This window comes from Streptomyces sp. BI87 (genome assembly GCF_025957665.1).
GTDB lineage: Bacteria > Actinomycetota > Actinomycetes > Streptomycetales > Streptomycetaceae > Streptomyces > Streptomyces albidoflavus.
On record NZ_CP110079.1, the window covers coordinates 2,528,477 to 2,552,344 of the forward strand.

Annotated in this window: 20 protein-coding genes and 1 pseudogene; 8 read left to right on the plus strand and 13 right to left on the minus strand. The window is 72.0% G+C overall.

Translation table 11 applies throughout. The features are described from left to right. Positions 1-122 precede the first annotated feature (122 nt). Complete coding sequence (locus OIM89_RS10835) at positions 123-1,154, minus strand: hypothetical protein (protein ID WP_264491190.1); 1,032 nt, start codon at positions 1,152-1,154, stop codon at positions 123-125. Beyond that, a complete protein-coding gene (locus tag OIM89_RS10840) occupies positions 1,142-1,795 on the minus strand; it encodes a hypothetical protein (protein WP_030699805.1) in 654 nt (217 codons plus the stop codon). The genes OIM89_RS10835 and OIM89_RS10840 overlap by 13 nt, the downstream gene beginning before the upstream one ends. Before the next feature lie 349 nt (positions 1,796-2,144). Here OIM89_RS10840 and OIM89_RS10845 point away from each other — a divergent pair, with 349 nt between their 5' ends. From OIM89_RS10845 to OIM89_RS10855, 3 genes are all read left to right on the plus strand, one after another. Further along, positions 2,145-2,729, plus strand: a complete 585-nt coding sequence (locus tag OIM89_RS10845; RefSeq protein ID WP_030699804.1) for a 50S ribosomal protein L25/general stress protein Ctc — start codon at positions 2,145-2,147, stop codon at positions 2,727-2,729. A 125-nt stretch (positions 2,730-2,854) separates the two neighbouring features. Continuing rightward, positions 2,855-3,442, plus strand: coding sequence for an aminoacyl-tRNA hydrolase (gene pth, locus OIM89_RS10850; RefSeq protein ID WP_030699803.1), 588 nt, complete (start codon positions 2,855-2,857; stop codon positions 3,440-3,442). A gap of 118 nt (positions 3,443-3,560) precedes the next feature. Continuing rightward, positions 3,561-4,091 carry a hypothetical protein gene (locus OIM89_RS10855; protein ID WP_078858146.1) on the plus strand — a complete coding sequence of 177 codons (531 nt, stop codon included), beginning with the start codon at positions 3,561-3,563 and terminating at the stop codon, positions 4,089-4,091. Positions 4,092-4,101: 10 nt separating this feature from the next. Here the strand turns inward: OIM89_RS10855 and OIM89_RS10860 are convergent. Together OIM89_RS10860 and ppc are read right to left on the minus strand one after the other, a co-directional pair. After that, a pseudogene (locus tag OIM89_RS10860) lies at positions 4,102-4,526 on the minus strand (Uma2 family endonuclease). Positions 4,527-4,699: 173 nt separating this feature from the next. Beyond that, on the minus strand, positions 4,700-7,378 hold the full coding sequence (gene ppc / locus OIM89_RS10865; RefSeq protein ID WP_052231070.1) for a phosphoenolpyruvate carboxylase: 2,679 nt from the start codon (positions 7,376-7,378) through the stop codon (positions 4,700-4,702). A gap of 351 nt (positions 7,379-7,729) precedes the next feature. Between ppc and OIM89_RS10870 the strand changes: the two genes are divergently transcribed. Then, on the plus strand, positions 7,730-8,719 hold the full coding sequence (locus OIM89_RS10870; protein ID WP_030699800.1) for an acyl-CoA desaturase: 990 nt from the start codon (positions 7,730-7,732) through the stop codon (positions 8,717-8,719). Further along, a complete protein-coding gene (locus OIM89_RS10875; protein ID WP_030699799.1) occupies positions 8,716-9,393 on the plus strand; it encodes a TetR/AcrR family transcriptional regulator in 678 nt (225 codons plus the stop codon). The genes OIM89_RS10870 and OIM89_RS10875 overlap by 4 nt, the downstream gene beginning before the upstream one ends. Positions 9,394-9,470: 77 nt before the next feature. Here the strand turns inward: OIM89_RS10875 and OIM89_RS10880 are convergent, their stop codons facing one another. Then, positions 9,471-10,343 carry a trans-aconitate 2-methyltransferase gene (locus OIM89_RS10880; RefSeq protein WP_226964302.1) on the minus strand — a complete coding sequence of 291 codons (873 nt, stop codon included), beginning with the start codon at positions 10,341-10,343 and terminating at the stop codon, positions 9,471-9,473. A 117-nt stretch (positions 10,344-10,460) separates the two neighbouring features. Between OIM89_RS10880 and OIM89_RS10885 the strand changes: the two genes are divergently transcribed. Continuing rightward, a complete protein-coding gene (locus OIM89_RS10885; RefSeq protein ID WP_023417567.1) occupies positions 10,461-10,958 on the plus strand; it encodes a MarR family winged helix-turn-helix transcriptional regulator in 498 nt (165 codons plus the stop codon). A 1,027-nt stretch (positions 10,959-11,985) separates the two neighbouring features. Here the strand turns inward: OIM89_RS10885 and OIM89_RS10890 are convergent. From OIM89_RS10890 to galT, 4 genes are all read right to left on the minus strand, one after another. Next, positions 11,986-12,747 carry a LuxR C-terminal-related transcriptional regulator gene (locus tag OIM89_RS10890; RefSeq protein WP_030699797.1) on the minus strand — a complete coding sequence of 254 codons (762 nt, stop codon included), beginning with the start codon at positions 12,745-12,747 and terminating at the stop codon, positions 11,986-11,988. A gap of 328 nt (positions 12,748-13,075) precedes the next feature. Next, positions 13,076-14,287 carry a galactokinase gene (gene galK, locus OIM89_RS10895; RefSeq protein WP_030699796.1) on the minus strand — a complete coding sequence of 404 codons (1,212 nt, stop codon included), beginning with the start codon at positions 14,285-14,287 and terminating at the stop codon, positions 13,076-13,078. Then, positions 14,284-15,288: a UDP-glucose 4-epimerase GalE gene (gene galE / locus OIM89_RS10900; RefSeq protein ID WP_030699795.1), complete on the minus strand. Its 1,005-nt coding sequence runs from the start codon at positions 15,286-15,288 to the stop codon at positions 14,284-14,286. Before galE ends, galK begins: the two co-directional genes overlap by 4 nt. Next, a complete protein-coding gene (gene galT / locus OIM89_RS10905) occupies positions 15,285-16,352 on the minus strand; it encodes a galactose-1-phosphate uridylyltransferase (protein WP_030699794.1) in 1,068 nt (355 codons plus the stop codon). Before galT ends, galE begins: the two co-directional genes overlap by 4 nt. 229 nt (positions 16,353-16,581) lie before the next feature. Between galT and OIM89_RS10910 the strand changes: the two genes are divergently transcribed. Together OIM89_RS10910 and OIM89_RS10915 are read left to right on the plus strand one after the other, a co-directional pair. Beyond that, positions 16,582-18,255, plus strand: a complete 1,674-nt coding sequence (locus tag OIM89_RS10910) for a sodium:solute symporter family protein (RefSeq protein WP_030699793.1) — start codon at positions 16,582-16,584, stop codon at positions 18,253-18,255. 32 nt (positions 18,256-18,287) lie between these two features. Further along, positions 18,288-18,641 carry a hypothetical protein gene (locus tag OIM89_RS10915; protein WP_047140859.1) on the plus strand — a complete coding sequence of 118 codons (354 nt, stop codon included), beginning with the start codon at positions 18,288-18,290 and terminating at the stop codon, positions 18,639-18,641. A gap of 57 nt (positions 18,642-18,698) precedes the next feature. Here the strand turns inward: OIM89_RS10915 and OIM89_RS10920 are convergent, their stop codons facing one another. The 4 genes from OIM89_RS10920 to OIM89_RS10935 form a co-directional block, all read right to left on the minus strand. Beyond that, the gene (locus tag OIM89_RS10920) at positions 18,699-19,433 is read right to left on the minus strand and encodes a helix-turn-helix transcriptional regulator (RefSeq protein ID WP_030699791.1); all 735 of its coding nucleotides are present in this window, start codon (positions 19,431-19,433) and stop codon (positions 18,699-18,701) included. A gap of 180 nt (positions 19,434-19,613) precedes the next feature. Beyond that, positions 19,614-20,048 carry a DUF4440 domain-containing protein gene (locus tag OIM89_RS10925; protein WP_030699790.1) on the minus strand — a complete coding sequence of 145 codons (435 nt, stop codon included), beginning with the start codon at positions 20,046-20,048 and terminating at the stop codon, positions 19,614-19,616. 104 nt (positions 20,049-20,152) lie between these two features. Further along, complete coding sequence (locus tag OIM89_RS10930; RefSeq protein ID WP_264491191.1) at positions 20,153-22,045, minus strand: PQQ-binding-like beta-propeller repeat protein; 1,893 nt, start codon at positions 22,043-22,045, stop codon at positions 20,153-20,155. A gap of 52 nt (positions 22,046-22,097) precedes the next feature. Next, positions 22,098-23,861: a PQQ-binding-like beta-propeller repeat protein gene (locus OIM89_RS10935; RefSeq protein ID WP_151168353.1), complete on the minus strand. Its 1,764-nt coding sequence runs from the start codon at positions 23,859-23,861 to the stop codon at positions 22,098-22,100. Positions 23,862-23,868: the final 7 nt, after the last annotated feature.

Consider the following 23,868-nt stretch of genomic DNA (forward strand, 5'->3'; position numbering starts at 1 on the left):
CAGCTGGTTTTCGACCACGCGGACGCGACAGAGACAGGAACGGACCGGGGGATACGCCGGGCGCACCGGTGGAGGATCAGCGAGCGGGCCCGACCACCACCGCGCTCCCCGACGGCCGGCCTTCACCGATTGATCGCCTGGATCTCCTGCACCACCACATCCTGCGTAGCCCCGAACTCCCCGTCGGGAAGATCCCCGCCCGCTCCGCCGCTGCCGGTCCAGGTGACCTTCCAGGTGAGGGTGGCCTGGAGGGGGAACGTGGCGTCGCCCGAGGAACGCTCGTACTTCACGCCGCACGGGGGTGTGCGGTCGGCCTTGCCCTTCGCGCAGGGCTCGCCGATGCGGCCGTCGGTGAGGTCGCAGGTGCCGGAGGCGGGGTAGGTCTCGGCGTCCGGCGTGCCCGGCTCGATCTTCAGCGAGACCGGTTCGGCGGTGGCGGTCGCCTCGATGCCGAGGGCCGGGACCGAGGCCGTGACCGATACCGGCTTGAAGTCGGCGCCGTCCAGCCAGGCCCAGGTCGGCAGGTTGACCTTGGTCGCGTCGGCCGGAGCCAGGGTCACCTCGGTGCCGGGGACCCGGACCTGGGCGTAGGCGAGTTCGGCGAGGATGGCGGGGGTGACGGCGTTCTCCATGGCGGCGGGCGGGGCGTCGCCCGTGTCCACCCAGAAGGGCCCCTGGTCACAGGCCTCCCAGCCAGGTGGGTAGGCGTCGTTGACGTACGAGTCCCACCAGTAGCCCTTGCCCGACTTGTGCTTGTTGAAGCCCTTCTCCTCGTCGGCGGCGTTGTACTTCTCCCGCTGCGCCGCGTCCCACTCGTACCCCGTGGAATCGGCCTCCCAGATCGGCTCCAGGTGCTCCTGCAACTGTTCCGGGGTGTACTTCGGGGCGTACCAGCAGGCAGGTGGTGACCAGGAGGTCGTGGACGTCAGGGCGCCGGACGAGCCGCCGCCGCCGTTCTTGGAGCGGTCGTAGACGACGCCTCCGGCGGTGACGGAGACGGTGTCCCCGTCGACGCCCGCGCCGGTGTCCGTGCCGCCCCCGCCGTCCGTCTCGCCGAATCCCTTGTCGGCGTGGGCGGGGCCGGTGACGGCCAGGAGCAGGGCCGCCAGGGCTGTCGGTACGAGCAGGCGGTCGCGCGGTCTCACGGCTGGCACTTCGCGCTCCCTCTGGTCGAGTCCAGACGTTCGGTGACCCAGACGCCGTCCTTGTTCTTGCGCAGCGTGCCGGCGTAGAGGACGTAGCTGTTCTTCGTGGCCGACGTGGCGTCCGTCTTGCCGGTCTTCAGGTACTTGTTGGTGGCCTTGCTCTGGTCCTCGCAGTACACCAGGGCCGCGGTGCCGTCGTCGCGGACCGTCACGGTCTCGCCGTAGAAACGGGTCAGGCCGGTCGTGCGGGCCTTGTGGTCGATGAACTCCTGGACGTACTTCTGGCTGCCGGCCGCGGCCGTGCCCTCGGAGTAGAACCGGTACGCCTCGTGGAGGGCGTCCTGTTCCGCGATGGCCATGTCCACGGCCCTGATCCGCTGCTCGGCGTCGCTCAGCACGGCGTCCTTGTCGGGGTCGCCGGTCTTCTTCCACTCGAACGCGTACGTGACGTCCGCGGGCACGTCGATCTTCGGGCGGTCGGCCGACGCCGAGGCCGGCGCGGACGGGGACGCCGACTTCTCGTCGCCTCGGTCCACACCTGCGACCTTGTCGTTCTCCTCTGAGCCGCTGTCGCCGCCTCCGCAGGCGGTGAGCAGCAGGGCCGCGGACGCGGTGAGCGCGGCCGCGGTGAGCCTGGCGGGGCGGTTCACTACTGGACTCCCGTCGATGGGGGGCAACTTGAGCGGGCAACGCTATCGAGGCGCGAGAAGAGGCGCCAGGTTTCCCGACGCCGGGCCCGCCCGGCCGGTTCCCCTCACAACGCCCCCTTGCGGCGCCCTGTCGCCGGTCCGCCCCCGCCCTGGCCCGATCCGGCCGCCGGGTGATCGATTTCCGCCGGTTCCCCGGCCCCGGGTACACTCCCCCACGTTGCTCGGCGAGGGACGCCAGCCCGGTTCTCCGGCTCGTGGTCCGTTATCGACGCGCTCTTCGTAGCAGGCCGGTCGTGTCAGTCGTGGCCGAGTGACCACCACCGTCCGTACCGCTACACGAGGAGTGCACATGTCCGAGGTGAAGATCTCCGCGGAGACCCGTTCCGAGTTCGGCAAGGGTGCCGCCCGCCGCATCCGTCGCGAGTCCAAGGTTCCCGGTGTGGTCTACGGCCACGGCGCCGAGCCCGCGCACGTCGTCCTGCCCGGCCACGAGCTGATGATGGCGCTCAAGACGTCCAACGTCCTGATCTCGCTCGACATCGACGGCAAGTCCGAGCTGGTCATCCCCAAGGCCGTCCAGCGTGACGCGCTCAAGGGCTTCCTGGTCCACATCGACCTGCTCACCGTCAAGCGCGGCGAGAAGGTCCAGGTCGAGATCCCGGTCGTGGCCGAGGGTGACCTCGCCCCGGGTGCCAACCTGCTGGAGCACGTCCTCTCCGCCCTGCCGGTCGAGGCCGAGGCCACCAACATCCCCGAGTCGCTGACCGTCTCCATCGCCGGTCTGGACGCGGGCGACTCCGTCCTCGCCAAGGACATCAAGCTCCCCAAGGGTGTCTCCCTGGACGTCGAGGACGACACCGTCGTCCTCCAGGTCCTGGCCGCGCAGGCCGAGGAGGCCCCGGCCGAGGCTGCCGAGGAGGGCGCCGAGGCCTGATCGGCCCGGCTCCGCAGCACGCAGTACCCCGCAGCACCGCACCGCCGTCCCGCGCGCCCGCCGCGCCGGGACGGCGGTTCGTTGTACGGCATCCCGCCCCCTCCCCCGCTCCGAGGAGAACGTCAGTGACGGACGACAGCCCCTGGCTCGTGGTGGGCCTCGGCAACCCCGGCCCCGAGTACGCGGGCAACCGCCACAACGTCGGTTTCATGGTCGCCGACCTGCTCGCCTCGCGGGCGGGCGGCAAGTTCAAGGCGCACAAGTCCCGCGCCCAGGTGCTGGAGGCGCGGATCGGCGCGCCAGGCCCCGGCAGCCGCCGGATCGTCCTGGCGAAGCCCCAGTCGTACATGAACCTCTCCGGCGGCCCGGTCACCGCGCTCCGGGACTTCTACAAGGTGCCCACCGAACGGATCGTCGCGATCCACGACGAGCTGGACATCGACTACGGCGCGCTGCGGCTCAAGCTCGGCGGCGGCGACAACGGGCACAACGGCCTGAAGTCGATGACCAAGTCGCTCGGCCCCGACTACCACCGGGTGCGGTTCGGCATCGGCCGGCCGCCCGGGCGGATGCAGGTCGCCGACTTCGTGCTGAAGGACTTCTCGTCCACGGAGCGCAAGGAGTTGGACTACTTCGTGGACCGCGCCGCAGACGCCGTGGAGGCCCTGGTGGTGGCGGGCCTGGAGCGCGCCCAGAGCTCCTACAACTCGTAGCCGCCCACCCGCGGCCCTGGGCCTGTCCCGTACCTCCCCGGTCGTCACCGAACGTCCACAGGGACGAAGGTTGGCCGGAAGATTGACCGGCCCGGGGGCTACGGCCCAGTATCCCGCCATGCCCTCGTCAGCCAAGGCCCCGTCCGCGAAGAAGCCCCGGCGCAGCCGCACGCGCCGTGCGGGGGAGAGCGCCTACGGGCTGATGCTGCTCGGCGGGCGGGCCCTGATGGGCTTCCTCGCCCTGCTCCTGCTGGTCGCGGGGGCCTGGGCCTCGTGGCCCGCCGCCCAGCACGTGATGTTCCCGCAGAGCCGCGAGCACGGCACGATGACCGTCGCCCGGTGCGGGGCGGACCACTGCACCGGCCCGTTCGCGCCGGTCTCCGACAACGCCACGCGCCGCAGCCAGGTCACCGTCGAACGCTCGGTCGCCGCCGACGAGGGCGCGGAACTCCCCGTCGTCCTCAAGCCCGGCACCACCGCCGTGGTCCGCTCCGGCTTCCCGGGCCTCCTCCACGCCTGGGTCCCCCTCGGCGGCGCCCTCCTCCTCGCCTCCGTGGTCGTCGCCGGAGGCATGCGCCTGCGCCGCACGGCCTGGGGGCTGGCGGGGGTGGGGGCGCTGCTGCTGACGGGGGCGTTCTTGCTGCTGTAGGGCGGCAGCGTCACATCCGGTCGATCACCGTGAGATCGAGGGAGACGGGGAAGGGCACGTCGGTCTTGAGCCTGTCGTGGAACGTCCCGACCGGCACGTAGCTGTGGGTGACGGGCTCGCGTTCGTACGTACGGACCACGGGAAGCCCGCTGCGGGGGTCCAGGTCGACGAGCCAGAAGTGGGGAATGCCCGCGCGGGCGTACTCGACGATGGGCTTCGTCTGGGTGTCACGCGCCAGGGAGTCCGGTGAGACCACCTCCACCGCCAGGAGTCGATCACGACGCTGTGGAACTCCCGCTGCGGACTCACGAAGACCAGACTCCCGTCGATCAGCTCGGTGTGCGGCGGAAGGTCCGGCAGCGTCAGCAGGTCGTCCACGGTGTACCCGTCCTGCGGGGGCACCGGCCAGTGGTGTTGCACGGACTCGGCGTTCATGGTTCCTCCCATGGACGGCAGTCAAGCAACCGTTCCCCACCGTAACCGGGCTCATGCGGCACCGTCATCACCACGGGTGACCGGGGCATACGAGAGCGCCCGCCCCCACCCGCGAAGGGAGGGGGCGGGCGCCGTCGCAGGTACGTACGCGGGTGTGTCCGCGCGTACCGGTGTCAGCCGGTGTTGCGGAGGCCCGCTGCCACGCCGTTGACCGTGAGGAGGAGGGCGCGGGAGAGGAGTGGGTCGGGGTCCTCGCCGCGTTCGGCGGCGGCGCGCTGGCGGGCGAGGAGGGAGACCTGGAGGTAGGAGATGGGGTCGAGGTAGGCGTCGCGGATGGCGAAGGTCTGCTGGAGGACGGGGTTGCTGTCGAGCAGTTCCTCGCCGCCGGTGACGCGGAGGATCTCGTCGACGGTGAGCGCGTGCTCGGCCTCGATGAGGTCGAAGACGTGGCGCAGCTCGTCGGGGACGAGGGTGTCGACGTAGTGGCGGGCGATCCGCAGGTCGGTCTTGGCCAGCGTCATCTCGACGTTGGAGACGAAGTTGCTGAAGAAGTGCCAGTGCTCGTACATCTCGCTGAGCACGCCGTCGAGCCCGGCCTCGCGCAGCGCCTTCAGGCCCGAGCCGACGCCGAACCAGCCGGGCACGATCTGCCGCGACTGGGTCCAGCCGAAGACCCACGGGATGGCGCGCAGCCCGTCGAGCGAGACGCCCGAGCCGGGGCGGCGCGAGGGGCGCGAGCCGAGGTGCAGCTCGGCGAGCTGGTCGACCGGCGTCGACGCGAGGAAGTACGAGGGCAGGTCCGGGTCCTCGACGAGCTTGCGGTAGGCGGTGTGGGCCGCCTCGCTCACCGTGTCCATGGCGGCGTCCCAGCGGGCCAGCGCCTCGACCGACTGGCGGGGCGCGGTGTGCAGGGCGGAGGCCTGGAGGGTGGCCGCGACGGTCAGCTCCAGGTTCTCCCTGGCCAGGGAGGGGACGAGGTACTTGTCGGAGATGACCTCGCCCTGCTCGGTCACCTTGATCTCGCCCTCCAGGGTTCCCCAGGGCTGGGCGAGGATCGCGTCGTGCGAGGGGCCGCCGCCGCGGCCGACGGTGCCGCCGCGTCCGTGGAAGAGCCGCAGCCGGACGCCGTACCGGTGGGCGACGTCGCGCAGCCGGCGCTGGGCGCGGTGGATCTCCCACTGGGAGGTGGTGATGCCGCCGAACTTCGAGGAGTCGGAGTAGCCGAGCATGACCTCCTGGACGTCGCCGCGGAGCGAGACGAGCAGGCGGTACGAGGGGTCGGCGAGCATCTCGTCGAGGATGACGTCGGCGGCGCGCAGCTCGTCGGTGGTCTCCAGGAGCGGCACGATGCCGATCTTGGCCCAGCCGGCGTGCAGGTCGATCAGCCCGGCCTCGCGGGCGAGGACGGCGGCGGCGAAGACGTCGTCGGCGCCCTGGCACATCGAGATGATGTACGACTCGACGACCTCGGGCCCGAAGACCGCCAGCGCCCGCTTGACCGTGTGGAAGACGCCCAGCGTCTTCTCACCGGCGGCGTCGAGCGGGGCCGGGCTCGGGGCGAGCGGGCGGCGCGAGCGGAGTTCCTTGGCCAGCAGCCGGGTGCGGTAGTCGCGCGGCATGTCCGCGTACCGCCAGGACTCCTCGCCGAGCCGGTCGAAGAGCTGGCCGAGGGCGTGGTGATGGGCGTCGGCGTGTTCGCGGACGTCCATGGTGGCGAGCTGGAGGCCGAAGGCGGCCAGGGTGCGGATGGTGCGGTTCATCCGGCCGTCGGCGAAGAGACCGCCGCGGTGCTCGCGCAGCGAGTCCTGGATGAGGGTGAGGTCGGTGAGGAGTTCGGCGGTGCCGAGGTAGTCACGGCCGGGCTGGTGGGCGGTGCCCCGGGCCAGCCGCTCCTTGGTGTTCTCCAGCTTCTGGCGGACGCAGGTGGCCTTGAGCCGGTAGGGCTCCTCGGCGTTGAGCCGCTTGTAGCGGGGGCTGATCTCGGGGAGGTGGTCGAGGTCGGCCTGGAGGGAGGCGAGGAGTTCCTCGGTGGCGCCGGTGTAGCGGATGGAGTTGGAGAGGAAGCCGCGCAGCTCGTCGACGACTTCGAGGGCGTCGTTGATGCCGTGCTCGTGCTGGAGGATCAGCACGTCCCAGGTGACCTCGGGGGTGACGTTCGGGTTGCCGTCGCGGTCGCCGCCGATCCAGGTGCCGAAGGTCAGCGGGCGGGAGTCCTCGGGCAGCTCGACGCCGACCCGGGCCAGCTCGGCGGTGAGGTCCTCCAGGACGTCGCCGACGGCGCCGGCGTGCAGCTCGTCCAGGTAGTAGACGGCGTTGCGGGCCTCGTCGGCCGGCTCGGGGCGGACCACGCGGAGTTCGTCGGTCTGCCAGACGAGGTCGATGTTCTCGGCGAGGCGGGTGTCGTGGCGGCGCCGGTCGGCCTCGATGACCGGGGTCTCCAGCAGCTCGGCGATGCGGCGGAGCTTGCCGAGGACCGAGCGGCGGGCGGCCTCGGTGGGGTGGGCGGTGAAGACCGGCCGCACGTTGAGGTTCTGGACGGTGGCCCGCAGGTGCTCGGGGTCGGCGTCCTTGAGCCGGTCCGCGGTGCGGGCCAGCAGCCCGCCCTCCTCGGCGCGGCGGGCGCGCAGCTCGCGGCCGCGGTGGACCTGCTCGGTGACGTTGGCGAGGTGGAAGTAGGTGGAGAAGGCGCGGACCAGCTTGGCCGCGATCTCCAGTTCGAGGCCGCCGAGGAGTTCGGCGGCGGCTTCCCCGTCCGTACGCGTCAGGGCGCGGACGCGCTCGACGAGATCGAGGAGTTCGTGCCCCTCCTGGCGGACCAGGGCCTCGCCCAGCAGATCACCCAGCCGGCGGATGTCGGCGCGGAGTTCGGGGCTGGTGGTGCGGGCGGGTTCAGGGGTCTCGGTGGGCCCAGGGCGGCCGGTGGCGCTGGTCGTGGTGGCCTGGGCGTCGGCACTGCTCACAGGTGCGGCTCCTTGCAGTGTGTCGAGCACGTTCTGGAGGTGGCGGACCGCGCTGTCCGACGCGTCAAGGATAGGTCGGCCGGGCAGACGGCAGGAGACACCCCCGTTCGGGGCCTCTTGCCGCGGGGCCCGCCACTGCCATACTTACGTCACCGTAGGTTACGGAACCGTAGGCGGCCGATGCCCTCCTCTTTCCCGGTTCCTCGGCCACCGACCGCATTCCCTCAACCCTCAGGGGCGCCCATGACCTCGACCTCCGAAATGATCGACGAAGAGCCGCGGACCTCCCCACCGGATTCCGCTCCCACCCCCTCCGCCACGCTCGGTGGCGACCGCAAGGGCACGGTGGAGCAGCTCGCCCTCCTCCTGTTCATCGTGGTGCCGTTCGTGGCGCTGCTGGCGGCGGTGCCGCTGGCCTGGGGCTGGGGGGTGAGCTGGCTGGACCTCGGGCTGATGGTCTTCTTCTACTTCCTGGGGTGCCACGGCATCACCATCGGCTTCCACCGGTACTTCACCCACGGCTCCTTCAAGGCGAAGCGCCCGCTGCGGATCGCGCTGGCCATCGCCGGGTCGATGGCGGTGGAGGGCCCGCTGGTCCGCTGGGTGGCCGACCACCGCAAGCACCACCGATTCTCCGACGCGGAGGGCGACCCGCACAGCCCCTGGAAGTACGGCGAGACGGTGCCGGCCCTCCTCAAGGGCCTGTGGTGGGCGCACATGGCGTGGATGTTCGACGAGGAGCAGACGCCGCAGCAGAAGTACGCGCCGGACCTGATCAAGGACCCGGCGATCCGCCGGATCTCGCGGCAGTTCGTACTGTGGACGCTCGTCTCGCTGGGGCTGCCGCCGCTGATCGGCGGTCTGGTCACGATGTCGTGGTGGGGTGCGTTCACCGCGTTCTTCTGGGCGTCGCTCGTCCGGGTGGCGCTGCTGCACCACGTGACGTGGTCGATCAACTCGATCTGCCACGCGGTCGGCAAGCGCCCGTTCAAGTCCCGGGACCGCTCCGGCAACGTCTGGTGGCTGGCCGTCCTCTCCTGCGGCGAGTCGTGGCACAACCTGCACCACGCCGACCCGACCTCGGCCCGGCACGGCGTCCAGCGCGGCCAGATCGACTCCTCGGCCCGGATCATCCGCTGGTGCGAGCAGCTGGGGTGGGCGTACGACGTGCGGTGGCCCTCTCAGGAGCGCATCGCCTCCCGCCGTCAGCCGGAAAGCGCCGACGCGGCATGATGGAGGGCGTGGCGACCGACTCGAGCACCAGTACCAGCAGTGAGAAACCGCGCCGGCCCCGGCGGACCCGGATGACGGGCGCCGAGCGGCGGGAGCAACTGCTGGACATCGGTCGCACGCTGTTCGCCGCCAAGGGCTTCGAGGGCACCTCGGTCGAGGAGATCGCGGCGAAGGCCGGGGTCTCCAAGCCGGTGGTCTACGAGCACTTCGGCGGCAAGGAGGGGCTGTACGCGGTCGTGGTCGACCGGGAGATGCGCCAGCTGCTCGACATGGTGACGGGCGCGCTCACCGCCGGCCACCCGCGCGAACTCCTCGAACAGGCCGCGTTCGCCCTCCTCGACTACATCGAGGCGTACACCGACGGCTTCCGCATCCTCGTACGGGACTCCCCCGTCGCCCAGTCGACGGGCACCTTCGCCTCCCTCATCAGCGACATCGCCACCCAGGTCGAGGACATCCTCGGCACCGAGTTCAAGAACCGCGGCTTCGACGCGAAGCTGGCGCCGCTGTACGCGCAGGCGCTGGTGGGGATGGTCGCGCTGACCGGCCAGTGGTGGCTGGACGCCCGCAAGCCGAAGAAGGCCGAGGTCGCCGCCCACCTGGTGAACCTGGCCTGGCACGGCCTGGACGGCATGGAGCAGAAGCCCCGCCTGATAGGGCACCGCAAGAACTGAAGCACCGCCGTACGTGACGAGGGCGGGCGGACACCGCGGGGTGTCCGCCCGCCCTCGTCACGTACGACGCCCCCCCGTCACGCCTGCGGGTCCGGCTCCGGGAACTCCTGGGGGCCGCCGGCCGCCTCCTGCCCGGCGGGAGCGGTGGTCGGCACGGTGACGACCGCGAAGACGCGGCGGAAGGGGAACGGGGTGGTGCCGTCCCCGGTGGCCGGGTACGCCTTCCGCAGCAGGTCGCGGTAGGCGTCGGTGAAGGCGGTGCGTGCGGCCGGGTCGTCGGCCAGGGCGTCCAGGACGGGCCGCAGGCCGGTGCCGGTCACCCAGTCGAGGACGGCGTCCGGGCCGTTGAGGAGGTGCAGGTAGGTGGTCTCCCACAGGTCCGTGGTGCGGCCGGGCCCGGCAAGGTACGGCAGGTAGCCGGCGGGGTCGAGTACGGCGTCGGCGCCGCGCAGGGCGCCCGCCAGCCGCTCGCCCCAGGGTCCCTCGCTCGCGGCGAGGCGGCGCATCAGGGCGTGGCTGGGGGCGGCGAAGTTGCCCGGGACCTGGAAGGCGAGGGTGCCGCCCGGGGTGAGGGCGGCGGTCCAGTCGGCCAGGCGGTGCTGGTGGCCGGGGACCCACTGGAGGGTGGCGTTGGAGGCGATGAGGTCGTACGGCTCGTCCGGCGTCCAGGTGGTCAGGTCGGCGTGGGCGAAGTCGGCGTCGGTGTCCGCGAGGTCGGTGCGGGCGCGGGCCAGCATCGCCTCCGAGTGGTCGTAGCCGGTGATGCGGGCCTCGGGCCAGCGTTCGGTGAGCAGGCGGGTGGAGTTGCCCGGGCCGCAGCCGAGGTCGGCGATGCGCAGGGGGCGGTCCGCCGGCGCCTGCGGTTCCGGGACGCGGGCCAGGAGGTCGGCGAAGGCGCGGGTGCGGTGGTCCGCGTGGCGCAGGTACTGGGCGGGGTCCCAGGTGGGCATGGGGTGCCTCCTCGGCGGGGCTTCGGGAGGCTGGCCTCCCCGGCGTGCCCATCCTCACCCGCTACTTATCTTGACGTCAAGAGACTTCACGTCGACAGACCTACTACACTGAGCCGCATGGAGGACGAGGTCGATCGGCTGGTCGCAGCGTGGCGCCGGGAGCGCCCGGACCTCGACGTGGAGCCGCTGGAAGTGCTCAGCCGCGTCAGCAGGCTGGCGCGGCATCTTGACCGGGCCCGGAGGATCGCCTTTGCGGAGCATCAGCTCGAACCCTGGGAGTTCGATGTGCTGACCGCCTTGCGGCGGTCGGGGGTGCCCTATCAGTTGTCGCCGGGGCAGTTGCTCACGCAGACGTTGGTCACGTCCGGGACGATGACCAACCGGATTGACCGGCTGGCCAAGAAGGGGCTGGTTGAGCGGTTGCCCGATCCCAGTGACCGGCGTGGGGTGCTCGTTCGGCTCACCGACGAGGGGTGCGATCGGGCTGACCGGTCCCTGGCGGGGCTGCTCGCGCAGGAGCGGGCCATCCTGGCCGAGCTCGCGCCTGGGCAGCGCGCCGAACTGGCCCGGCTCCTTCGGGCGCTTACGGCGCCCTTCGACAACATTCCCGGCTGAGCGGGGCGGCTTGCCTCCGGCTGGGTCGGGGCTGGGCTTGCCTCCGGCTGGGCCGGGGCTGGGCTGTTCTGGCCGCCTGCCCGGGATCGCCCGTACCGGTCACTGATGGCCTCAAGCGCCGGCCGGGCTGTCTTTGGCCGTCTGCCCGTTCGACCCTGCGGGTCACTGATGGCCTCAAACGCCGGCCGGGCTGGAATGTGGCTGCGCCGCATTTGGGAGTGCCGGTTTGCTGCCCGTGCCGGTCACTGGTTGGCCTCAAGCGCCGGCCGGGCTGGGTTCGGTGGGGTGCGGCTGGGCTTGGCTTCCCGGCCTTCCGGTTGTGACCGTGCCGGTCACTGACTGGCCTCAAGCGCCGGCCGGGCTGTCAGGTTCGCGGTTCCTCCGGTGCGTGGGTGGGGCGGGGCCGCGCCGGGGTACCTCCTCACAAACTGCATGGTGCGGGGTCAATTGGAGCATGGCTGCCTAGCGTGCAGTTTGCTGCGGGGGCACCCCGACACGACCCCACCCCACGGTCTCGTACGCGGCCAACCGCCGGAGGGAGGAGGGGCCGTCCCCGATAACTCGCCCCTCCACAGTCACCACCGTCGTCGCTTCAGCTCGCCACAAAGATCAATCGGCGACGGCCTGTCTTTTCCCTACCCACCGGCGGGACGACGCCGACGAGACGGAAGGGCGGGGACGGGTCGGGGTGCCCCCGCAGCAAACTGCACACTGAGCCGTCTTGAAGCGACTGCCCCCGCACCCTGCAGTTTGTGAGGAGGTACCCCGACCCGGCCCCGCCCGACCCAGACGGCGAACGAACCGCGAACCCCTACAGCCCGGCCGGCGATTGAGGCCATCAGTGACCGGCACGGTCGAGACGCGGCAGGTCGGGGCGGAGCCCAGCCACACCCCACGGAATCCCAGCCCGGCCGGCGCTTGAGGCCAATCGGTGGCCGGCACAGGCGAGCGGCCGCAAGCCAGAGCAGCCCAGCCGGGGCGGAGCCCCGGGAGTCGGGCCGGGAGTCGGGCCGGGAGCCAAGGCGGGTCAGCCGACGCGGACCCCGTTCGGGGGTGGGGCCAAGTCGGCGGGCCCGACGCCGGCGCGGCGGGCCAGGGCTACGGCGGCGAGGGTGGAGTGGACGCCGAGCTTGCCGAGGACGTTCTGCATGTGGGTGCGGACGGTGTGCGGGGAGAGGAAGAGGCGCTCGGCGACGGCCTTGCGACCGAGCCCGGCGACCATGCAGCGGAGGACCTCACGCTCGCGGGGCGTCAGCGATTCGACCAGGCGTTCGCTGTCACTGCGGTGCTTGCGCGCAGCGGTCAGCTCGCGCAGAACCCCGGTGAGGAGGGCGGGCGGCAAATGGGTCTCCTCCCGCAGCACCCCCCGGACGACAGTGAGCAGGCGCGAGAGCGAACAGTCCTTGGCGACCCACCCGACGGCCCCGGCCTGGAGGGCGAGCGCCGCCCGCCGCGGATCGTCCCGCTCGGCCAGGACGACGGTCCGCACCCCGGGCTGCACCGCCCGCACCCCCGCGACCAGCGCGATCCCGTCGACGGGCACCCCCTCGGCCCCAGCCTCGCGCAGGGGCGCGGGCTGCTGCGGCGGGCGCCCCGCGCCGAGGTCGGCGTCGACCAGCAGCACGTCGTAGGGGCGGGACTCGGCGGCGCCGCGTTCGAGGCAGCGCAGGGCGGCCGGGCCGCTGCCGGCGGCGGAGACGTCCACGTCGGGCTCGGCGGTGAGCGCCGCCGCCAGGGACTCGGCGAAGATGCGATGGTCGTCGACGACCAGGACTCGGATACGGACCACGTTGCGATACCCCCACTGGCCGGGGGAACGGACGGTCACGGTCGCGGTGCCCGGCGCGGCCCCCGCCCGAAGGCGGAGGGATGCGGGCCACCCGGCCGCCGCCCGGTCCCCGTCCCGCTCCGGGTGCCAGACCCGACGGTCTCGCCCCCTGAACGGCACCGGCCCCCACCGGCGCTGCTCTCAGAGTACGGACGGGGCCCCGGGGCGGAAGTGGATTTGCAGAACTGGCCACCAACCGACCGGTGGAGACCGGGACGGGTGTGGTCCGGGGGACGGAAGGGACCGGAGTGCGCCCACTCCGGTCACCTTTGGGTCCGCCGGGCCCTTCTCAGCTCAGGCGGCGCGCGCCCGCCGAGGGCAGGGCCGGGAAGATCCGCGGCTCGGGGTGGCCGGCGGCGGCGAAGGCGGCGCGGATCGCGTCGCCGGTGTGTTCGGCGGCGTCGGCCTCGGTGAGGACGACGGCGGAGCCGCCGAAGCCGCCCCCGGTCATCCGGGCGCCGAGCGCGCCCGCCGCGAGTGCCGACTCGACGACCAGGTCGAGTTCGGCGCAGGAGACCCGCAGGTCGTCGCGGAGGGAGTGGTGGCCCTCGGTGAGGACGGGGCCGACCGCGCGGACGTCGCCCGCGTCGAGCAGGGCGATGACCTCGCCGACGCGGTGGTTGTCGGTGACGATGTGGCGGACGTAGCGGACGACGTGCTCACCGGCGTCGGCCAGTCGCTCCAGGGCGGCCGGGAGTCCGGCGTGCGGCACGTCCCGCAGGTGGCTCACCCCGAGGCGCCGGGCGCCCTCCTCGCACCCCGCGCGCCGTTCGGCGTACGCCCCGTCGCCCAGCGCGTGCTGCACGCGGGTGTCGACGACGAGCAGGGCGAGCCCGTCGTCGGCGGGGGCGAAGGGGACCTGGCGCAGGGAGAGGTCGCGGGTGTCGAGGTGGAGGGCGTGGCCCTCGGTGCAGCATGCGGCGGCCATCTGGTCCATGACGCCGCAGGGGACGCCGACGAACTCGTTCTCGGCGCGCTGGGCGAGCCGGGCCAGTTCGGCGCGGCCGAGCCCCAGGTCGTACAGGTCGTTGAGGGCGAGGGCGGTGACCACCTCCAGGGCCGCCGAGGAGGAGAGGCCGGCGCCGGTCGGCACGGTGGAGGCGAGGTGCAGGTCGGCGCCGCCGACGGCGTGGCCGGCGGTGCGCAGGGCGTACACGACCCCGGCCGGGTAGGCGGCCCAGGAGGTGTCGCAGCCGGGGGTCAGTTCGTCGACGCGGAGTTCGGTGACGGGGGACGGGAGGTCGTCGGAGTGGACGCGCAGGACGCCGTCCTCGCGGCGGGCGACGGCGGCGACGGCGGTGTGCGGGAGGGCGAGCGGCATGACGAAGCCGTCGTTGAAGTCGGTGTACTCGCCGATGAGGTTGACCCGGCCCGGCGCGGCCCAGACGCCCTCGGGGTCGCGCCCGTACAGCGCGCGGAACCCTTCGGCGACGGCCTCGGCCCGGCGCGTCTCGTCCTCGGGCGCGGCGGCCGCCCCGGCACGGGTGGAGGCGGCGCTCATGCTCCACCCCCGGTGGCGGTGACCGTCCCGGCGCCGCGGGCGCTGCCGTGGCGGGCGAAGTCCCAGGCGTCCTGCACGATGCGGTCCAGGCCGGGGCGGGTGGGCGTCCAGCCGAGGCGGGTGCGGGCGGTCTCGGCGGAGGCGACGAGGACGGCCGGGTCGCCGGCGCGGCGCGCGGCGGCCACCTCGGGGACGGGGTGGCCGGTGACCTCGCGGACCGTCCCGATCACCTCGCGGACGGAGAAGCCGTTGCCGTTGCCGAGGTTGCAGACGAGGTGGTCGCCGGAGGTGACGGCGTCCAGGGCGAGGAGATGGGCCTCGGCGAGGTCGGCGACGTGGATGTAGTCGCGGACGCAGGTGCCGTCGGGGGTCGGGTAGTCGTCGCCGTAGACGGAGATGGCCTCGCGGCGGCCCTGGGCGACCTGGAGGACGAGCGGGATCAGGTGCGACTCGGGGTCGTGGCGCTCGCCGCAGCCGCCGTAGGCGCCGGCCACGTTGAAGTAGCGCAGGGAGGCGGCGGCCAGGCCGTGGGCGTGGCACTCGCCGCTGATCATGTGGTCGACGGCGAGCTTGGAGGCGCCGTACGGACTGGTCGGCGCGGTCGGGTCGGTCTCGGTCAGGGGGACGGAGACCGGCTCGCCGTAGGTGGCGGCGGTGGAGGAGAAGACCAGCCGGCGCACCCCGGCCTCGCGCATGGCGGCGAGCAGGGCGGTGGTGCCGCCGACGTTGTTGACCCAGTACTTCTCGGGGTCCACGACGGACTCGCCGACCTGGGAGAAGGCGGCGAAGTGGAGCACGCCGTCGTAGGTGGCGTCGAGCCAGCGGGCGGCGTCCTGGATGCGGCCCTCGATGAACTCGGCGCCCGCCGGGACGCCTTCGCGGAAGCCGGTGGACAGGTCGTCCAGGACGACCACCTGGTGGCCGGCCTCCAGCAGGTGCTGGGCGACGACGCTGCCGACGTAACCGGCGCCTCCGGTGACCAGGTACTTCCCTACGCTCATGAACTCGCTACCTCTCGCAGTCGCCGCGCCGCGGCCTCCGGCGGCACATCGTTGATGAACACACTCATGCCGGACTCCGAACCGGCGAGGAACTTCAGCTTTCCCTCGGTGCGTCGCACGGTGAAGAGTTCCAGGTGGAGGGCGAACTCCTCGCGCGCCACGTCCGGCTCACCGGGCCGCGGCTCCCCGAAGGGCGCCTGGTGCCAGCCGGAGATGTACGGCGTGGGCGGCCGCCCCTCGCCGAAGATCCGGTCGAAGCGGCGCAGCAGCTCCAGGTAGACCCCGGGGAACTCGGCGCGCGCGGCCTCGTCCAGCGCGACCAGGTCGGGGACCCGGCGACGGGGGTAGAGGTGGATCTCGTAGGGCCAGTGGGCGGCGTACGGGACGAAGGCGGTCCAGTGCTCGGTCTCCAGGACGATGCGGTCGCCGTCGGCGCGTTCGCGGGCGACCAGGTCGTCGAAGAGGTTGCCGCCGGTGGTGGCGCGGTGGCCGGCGAGCGACTGGAGCATGAGCCGGGTCCGGGGGGTGATCTCGGGGTAGCCGTAGATCTGGCCGTGCGGGTGGCCGAGGGTGACGCCGATCTCGACGCCGCGGTTCTCGAAGCAGTAGACCTGGCGGACGGAGTCGAGCCGGGAGAGGTCCGCGGTGCGGTCGCGCCAGGCTTCGAGGACGAGGCGGGCGGAGTCCTCGTCGAGGCCGGCGAAGGAGGTGTCGTGGTCGGAGGTGAAGCAGACGACCTCGCAGCGGCCGGTGGGGCCGGAGAGCGAGGGGAAGCGGTTCTCGAAGACCACCACGTCGTAGTCGCTGTCCGGGACCTCGCCCTGGTGGCCGCCGGGGCGGGCCGGGCAGAGCGGGCAGGCGTCGGCGGGCGGCAGGTGGGTGCGGCCCTGGCGGTGCGAGGCGATGGCGACGAAGTCGCCGAGCAGCGGGTCCCGGCGGACCTCGGAGGCGGTGGCGACCTGGTCGGCCGGGCGCGGGTCGGGGGCGTCACGCTCCCGGCTGTCGTCCTGGTCGTAGTAGATGAGCTCGCGGCCGTCGGACAGCCGGGTCGAGGTCTTCTTCACGCGAGCACCCTCACACACCCCTATCAATCAACATAACCGAACACAACCAATCACAGTGCAACAGCGCCGTCAACCCGTCGAACCCGGCGAGGAAAGTGCGCGAAAACGGGAGGAAGCGCCCGGCCCCATCACGATCAAACAAAGAAAACCAACAAAACTGTTCAGATCTTGACGCTTAGCGCGTAGGTTCCCGTCTCGTTCAGTTCGCGCAACGAAGCGAGTTCCCCCCATGCTCCATCTCGCCGAGGGGCTCCGGCTCCCGACCAACGGGCTCGATTACACGATCCTGGCGATCTACTTCGCCGTGGTCCTGGGCATCGGCTTCGCCGCCAGGCGCTCCGTCAAGACCAGCCTCGACTTCTTCCTGTCGGGACGTTCCCTGCCTGCCTGGGTGACCGGGCTCGCGTTCGTCGCGGCCAACCTCGGCGCCACCGAGATCCTCGGCATGGCGGCCAACGGCGTGCAGTACGGCGCGTACACCGTGCATTGGTACTGGATCGGCGCCATCCCCGCCATGGTCTTCCTGGGCCTGGTGATGATGCCGTTCTACTACGGGTCGAAGGTCAGGTCGGTCCCCGAGTTCCTGCTCCACCGGTTCGGTCCCTCCTCGCACCTCCTCTCCTCCGTGATCTTCGCCGTCTCCTCGGTGCTGATCGCGGGCGTCAACCTCTACGCCATGGCGATCGTGCTGGAGGCGCTGCTCGGCTGGCCCGAGTGGGTCGCCATCGTCGTCGCCGGCTTCTTCGTCCTCGCCTACATCACGATCGGCGGGCTCTCCTCGGCCATCTACAACGAGGTCCTCCAGTTCTTCGTGATCCTGGCGGCGCTGATCCCGCTCACCGTCGTCGGCCTCAAGCGGGTCGGCGGCTGGGACGGCATCACCTCCTCGCTCTCCGCCTCCCAGGGCGGCGACTTCCTCACCGCCTGGGACGGCACCGGCATCGGCGAGGCCAACCCGCTGGGCGCCAACTGGCTGACCATCGTGCTCGGCCTCGGCTTCGTCATGAGCTTCGGCTACTGGACGACCAACTTCGCCGAGGTGCAGCGCGCCCTCTCCGCCAAGAACCTGTCGGCCGCCAAGCGCACCCCGCTGATCGCCGCGTTCCCGAAGATCCTCATCCCGATGGTCGTCGTGGTGCCCGGCTTCATCGCGCTGGTCATGGAGCCGACCATCGGCCAGGCCGGCAGCGGGCTCGACTACAACGACGCCATCCCGGTCCTCATGCGCGACCTGCTGCCCAACGGTGTCCTCGGCATCGCGGTGACCGGTCTGCTCGCCGCCTTCATGGCGGGCATGGCGGCCAACGTCTCCTCCTTCAACACGGTCTTCACCAACGACATCTGGGCCGCGTACCTGAAGAAGGGCCGGGAGGACGGCTACTACCTGAAGGCCGGCCGGGTCGTCACGGCCGTGGGTGTGCTGATCGGCATGGGGACCGCGTTCATCGCGGCCGGGTTCAGCAACATCATGAACTACCTCCAGACGCTCTTCTCCTTCTTCAACGTCCCGCTCTTCGTGGTCTTCATCATCGGCATGTTCTGGAAGCGCACCACCCCGGCCGCCGGCTTCTGGGGCCTGCTCTCCGGCACGGTCGCCGCCATGGTGAACTACTTCTGGCTGTACCAGCAGGGCATCATCGACATCCCGAGCGACCAGGGCGCCAACTTCGTCTCCTCGATCGTCGCGTTCGTCGTCGGTGGCATCGTCATGGTGGTGGTCACCCTGGTGACGAAGCCGAAGCCGGTCGAGCAGCTGGCCGGCCTCGTCTACGGCACCACGTCGCCCGGCCTCGACCTGGAGGGCGCCGAGGAGGGTGACGAGGTCTGGTACCGCAAGCCGGCCCTGCTGGGCTGGGGCGCGATCATCCTCGCCGCCATCTGCTACGTGCCGTTCTCCTTCTGACCCGGCCCGAACCACGCCAAGGACGCCCCACCATGACCGAGAAGCAGAATCCGCCCGCGGAGGGCCACGCCTTCCAGGACGAGGTCACCGAGCTGGAGGCCAAGTCGGCCACGGCCGCCCGGCTCTTCGACATCCGCCGCATCATCGGCGCGCTCTTCGTCGTCTACGGCCTGATCGTCAGCGCCGCCGGGATCTTCGCCACCGACGCCGACCTGGAGAAGGCCCAGGACATCAACATCAACCTGTGGACCGGGCTGGGCATGCTCGCCCTCGGCCTGTTCTTCCTGATCTGGGTCAAGCTCCGGCCGACCGTCCCGCCCACCCCGCCCCTGCCCGAGGAGGCGCTGGACGCCGCCCGGGGCGAGGACGGCGCCGGACGCGGCTGACCTGCGCCGGGGCCCGGCCGGGTCCCACGGCACACGCCCCGCGGGGGCGGCGGTTCTTCACGGGGACCGCCGCCCCCGCGGCCTTTCCGGGACCACCTCGGAGGCGGAGCGCTGACCGGGGACCACCGGCGGCGCCGCCCGGTCCAGCAGTCCGGTACGGGCGGCGAGCGCGGCGGCCTCCAGCCGGGAGCCGACCCCCAGCTTCATCAGCACCCGCTGCACATGGGTCCGGGCGGTGCTCGGCGCGATCCCCATGCCGGCCGCGATCACCCGGGTGTCCTCGCCCTCGGCGACCCGGACCAGCACCTCGACCTCGCGCGGGGTGAGCAGCGCGAGCAGCCGCTGGCCCTCGTCGTCGGGCTGGACCGCCGGGTTGAGCAGTTCCGCGAAGGCGCCCGCGAGGAGCTGGGGCGCCACCACGGCCTCGCCCTTGCAGGCCCGGACGATGGCGCGTTCCACGCCCTCTATCCGCTCGTCGTGCCGGACGTAGCCGCAGGCCCCGGCGGCGAAGGCGGCGGCGATGCCGCGCGGGTTCGGCACCGGGCCGAGGACCACCACGGCGACCTGCGGCGCCTCGGCGCGGATGCGGACGACCGGGTCGAAGATGCCCGGTTCGGCGGGGGTGGCGGTGCCGATCAGGCAGACCTCGGGGGCCCGGGCCACCACCAGGTCGGCGGCGCCCGCGGCCGGGGCGGCCGCCGCGAGCACCCGGTGCCCGCGCAGTTTGAGCGCCGAGGCCAGTGCCTCGGCCAGCAGCCGGTGGTCGTCCACCACCATCACCCGCACGCCCATCCGGCCGCCCTCCACGCAGTCCCCCGCCCCGGCCCACCGGCCGTACGTCTCCCGGAAGTTACACGCTCCCTCGTGGCCGTGGCCCGGTTTCCCGGCATTCACCGCCCGTCCGCCGGACCCCGCCGCCCCCAACCTCTCCACCTGCCCCCGGCCCTCAAACGCGATCGGGCCCGCGCCGTGCTACGCGTCGGTCCACGCCATGGCGCTCATCCGCCAGCCTTCCGGGGTGCGGACGAACTGGGTGGTCTTGCGGCCGCCGCCCTCGAACCAGGTGCCGTCGCGCCGCCCGGACTTGCCGTACGCGCTGTACCGGTGGGCGACCGACCCGAAGATCTCGGTCCGCTCGGCCGTCTCCCACTCGGAGAACTCCGTCAGCGTCCCGTCGGTCAGCATCGCCTGCCGGGGCGCGATGAACCCGTCGAGGTCGTACACCACCGGCCCCTCCGGCAGGTTCATGATGATCACCCCCTGGGGGAGGAAGACCTCCCGGACGGCGTGCAGGCGCGGCGGCCGGCCCCCGGTGTTGGTGAACGCGTCCATGAAGCGCCCCATCAGCGCGTCGAGTTCGGCCTTGGCGGCGATCTCGGTCCCGTGCTCTTCTCCGTGCCCGGACATGGTTCCCTTTCCCCTTCCGTCGACGGCTCTGCCCCGCCCCCGGCGATACCGGGGACGGGGCAGAACCAGGGTGTGCGGCCCGGACGACAGGCCGCCGGATCAGCTCACTTCGTGCCGAAGGCGATGGCCAGGTACTCCGGCTCCTTCGTCACCTTGCTGGGCTCGCGGACGTACAGGGAGGACATGAAGAGGCGGCCGTCGCCGTAGATGACCTCTCCGAACTCCGGGAGGAAGTTCCGCTCGACGTTGCGGACGGCTTCGGTGGCCGGGTTCTCCACCAGGACCGTCTGCTTGCCGCTCGGGTCGATGGAGACGATCTGCCCGCCCTTGTCGTACGGCGGCGCCTTGTAGGCGAGGACGTTCTTGCCGTCCATCCGCAGCGGGTAGATCTTGTACTTGCCACCGGCGTCGAAGCGGTCGCCGGTCTGCTTGCCGGTCTTCAGGTCGAACGACAGGATCTCGTTGGTCCGGCCGTACTCCTCGCCCTTGGCGTCGTGCTCGGCGGTGGGGACGAAGAGCTTGCCGTTGCCCGCGAAGATCTGGCGGCAGTCGTGCACCTTGTTGACGCCGCAGTCGTGCTGGTACTTGCCGTCCTCCAGCGCGAAGCGGCTCTGGAGGCCGCCCTTGTCGTCGAGGGTGAAGACGTCGGTGACGCCGGAGGCGGTGATGTCCTGCGAGTCGGTGCCGAAGACGACCGGGTCGACCGAGATGACCTTGGCGTTGTCGAGCCCGGTGGGGAGCTTGTAGCTCCACTTCGGGGTGCCGTCGGAGGCGTCGAGGAGCTGCACCTCCATCTTCGGGTTGTCGTAGCTGCCGCACTTGCGGACCGCCACCAGCGCCTCGCCGCCGCGGTAGCCGACGTCCTCGCAGGCGTCGCCGTTCTGCGGCTTCCACAGCTCCTTGCCGGACTTGAGGTCGAAGGCGGCGCCGCCGTCGGTGCCGCCGCCGACCGCCACCGTGCTGCCGCTGATGGAGACCTCGTCGTAGCGCGCGGGCCGCGAGCTGACCTCCACCGACTCGGTCCACAGGATCTTGCCGGTGGACAGGTCGATCGCGGAGATCTTGTCGCAGCCGGGGTACTTGTTCTCCGCCGTCGGCTTGCCGTTCTGGTAGACGACCGCCGCGATGTCCCCGTCGCCGACCTCCGGCGAGGAGGCGCAGTGCTGGCCCGAGAGCGGCGTCGTCCAGGTGACCTTGCCGGAGTCGAGGTCGTAGCCGTTGATCTCGGAGAGGCCGGGCTTGGCGAAGACCTTGCTGGTCAGCCAGGAGCCCTTGACCGGGTAGCTGCTGTCCCCCTTGACCTTGGGCGCGGGGAGCTGGAAGAGGACCTTGGAGTTGGGGTCGGCGGGGACCTTCTCGTCGCCGCCGCCGGAGCCGGCCGGTGCCTCGCCGGAGCCGCCCTTGCCCTCGCCGGTCTCGCTCTGCCCGCCGCCACCGGCGGTGGTCTCGCTGTCCTGCGAGGACTTGTACCCGAGACCGCCGCCGACGATCAGCGCGATGGCCACCACGGCCGCCGTGATGATCATGGCCTGCGGGCCGAACTTCCGGCCGCCGCCCGGGGAACTCTGGGCGTTCATCGGCACGGTGGTGGGCTGCGGGTAGCCGTAGGGCTGCGGCGGCTGGCCGTACGGCGGCTGCGGGGGCTGGCCCGGGTAGCCGTAGCCGGGGGCGCCCTGCGGCGGCTGGCCCGGCTGCTGCGGGTAGCCGTAGCCGGGGGGCGCCTGCGGGGGCTGGCCCGGCTGCTGCGGGTAGCCGTAGCCGGGCTGGGCCGGGGCCGGGGCCGGGGGCGGGGTCTGCGGGTAGCCGTAGCCGGGCTGCTGCTGCGGGGGCTGGGGCGGCTGCTGGGGCTGGTCGCCTCCGGCGGGGCCGTCCTTCTTGTCGAGGGACGGGGGCTGGGCCGGGGGCGGGGCGCCGAATCCGCCGGGGGGCGGGTCCTGCGGGGCGCCGAAGCCACCCTGGGGCGGCTCGTTGGGCGGCTGGGACGGCGGCTGTGTCATGGCGTGGGTACCTCGGTGCGCGTGGGGACGTGGGAAGAGATGTCGGGGTGGGTCACTTGGCGTAGGCCAGCATCAGCTTCTCCGCCGCGTCGTCCTTGCCGTTGAGGCGGGTGGTGGAGATGTAGAAGCGTCCGTCGACGTAGTCGACAGCCCGGGAGTAGAAGCCGCGCTCGATCGCCGCGGTCCCCTCGGGCAGCTTCAGGAGCGTGGTCGGCTCACCGCCGGAGGTGGGGATGGAAACGATCTCCCCGCCCTTGCTGTACGACGCCTCGACGTAGGCGAGGAGCTTGCCGCCCTCCATCTTCAGGGGGAGCATCGAGCGGCCCTCGGGCGCCTGGACGGACCACTTCTTCTTGCCGGTGGACAGACTGGTGGCGACGACCTCGTGGGAGCCGCTCTTGGCCTCGGTCGGCAGGTAGAGGGTGGAGTCGTCGGCGACGGCGCCCACGCAGCCGCGCAGGGAGCGGGACATGACCGACCAGCCGCACTGCGGGCTGAAGGAGACCTCGGACTCGACCTGGGTGGTGATCTTCCCGTCGTCGACGCGGGAGATGTTCCAGGACTCCTTCTCCTTGTTGGTCGAGTAGATGACCAGCGGGTCCATCGAGTAGACCTTCTCGACGCGCCAGCCCTTGGCCACGGCGAGGGTGGACTTCACCTTGCCGGTGGCCGGGTCGAGGACGCTGACCTCGTCGTGCTCCGCGGGCTTGGTCGCGGCGCAGGAGGAGACCATGACGAGGTGGTCGTCCTCGCCGGCCCAGGCACTGGGGAAGCAGGACTGGCCGTACTTCTTCTTGGTGTACAGCTCCTTGCCGTCGCTCAGCCGGAAGGCGACGCCCGACATGTCGCGCCCGGCGATGACGGTCTCCCCGGCGATGACGACGTCGAGCTGGAGGGTGCTGTCGAACAGGGCGCCCTCGTCGAGGGTGTTGGTCCAGCCGCTCTCACCGGTGGCGAGGTCCAGCTGCATCAGCCGGTTGCACTTGGACTTGTCGGTGTTGCCGTTCTTGTGGGCGATGACGACCTTGCCGCCGACCGCCTGCTTGCTCGCGGCGCAGACCGGGCCGGGCAGTTCGACCTCGTCCCAGCTGGGCTTGCCGCCCTCGATGTCCCAGGCGAGGACCGAGCGGTAGGCCGCCTTGACGGCGACGGTGTCGGTGATCCACATGCCGGGGGCGTCGGCGCCGCGGCCGGGCGCGTCCGGCGCCTCCTTGTACCAGAGGACCTTCGCCTCGCCTTCCTGGCGGCCCGCGTTGAGGTCCTCCTCCTCGCCGTTGCGGTCGCCCTTGCCGTCGCCCGGGTTGCCCGGGGCGGAGGGGGCGGCGCCGCTGGCGGACGGGGCCTTGGAGGGGGCGGCGACGGGGTCCTTCTCGTCGTCGCCACCGGTCAGCGTGACGATGCCGACCACCGCCAGCACCGCCACCGCCACCGCGCCACCGACGATCGCCGCCGTCTTGCCCTTGAACGGGCCGCCTCCGCCGCCGGGTCCGCCGGGACCGGGCTGACCGGGGTAGGCCGGGGGCTGCCCCGGGTACCCGTACCCCTGCTGCGGCTGGCCGTAGGGACCGGGCTGGCCGTACGGGCCGGGCTGCTGGGGCTGGCCGTACGGTCCCGGGTGCTGGGGCTGGCCGTAGGGGCCGGGCTGCTGCGGGTAGCCGTAACCGGGCTGGGCCGGGGGCGGGGTCTGGGGCGGCTGGCTGGGGGGCTGCGGGGGCTGGGCGGGCGGCTGTCCGCCGTCCTGCCCGGGTCCGGGCTCCGGTGGTGGCCCGAAACCGCCCTGCGGCGGCTGCGGAGGCTGGTTGGGCGGCTGACTCATCAGCGGC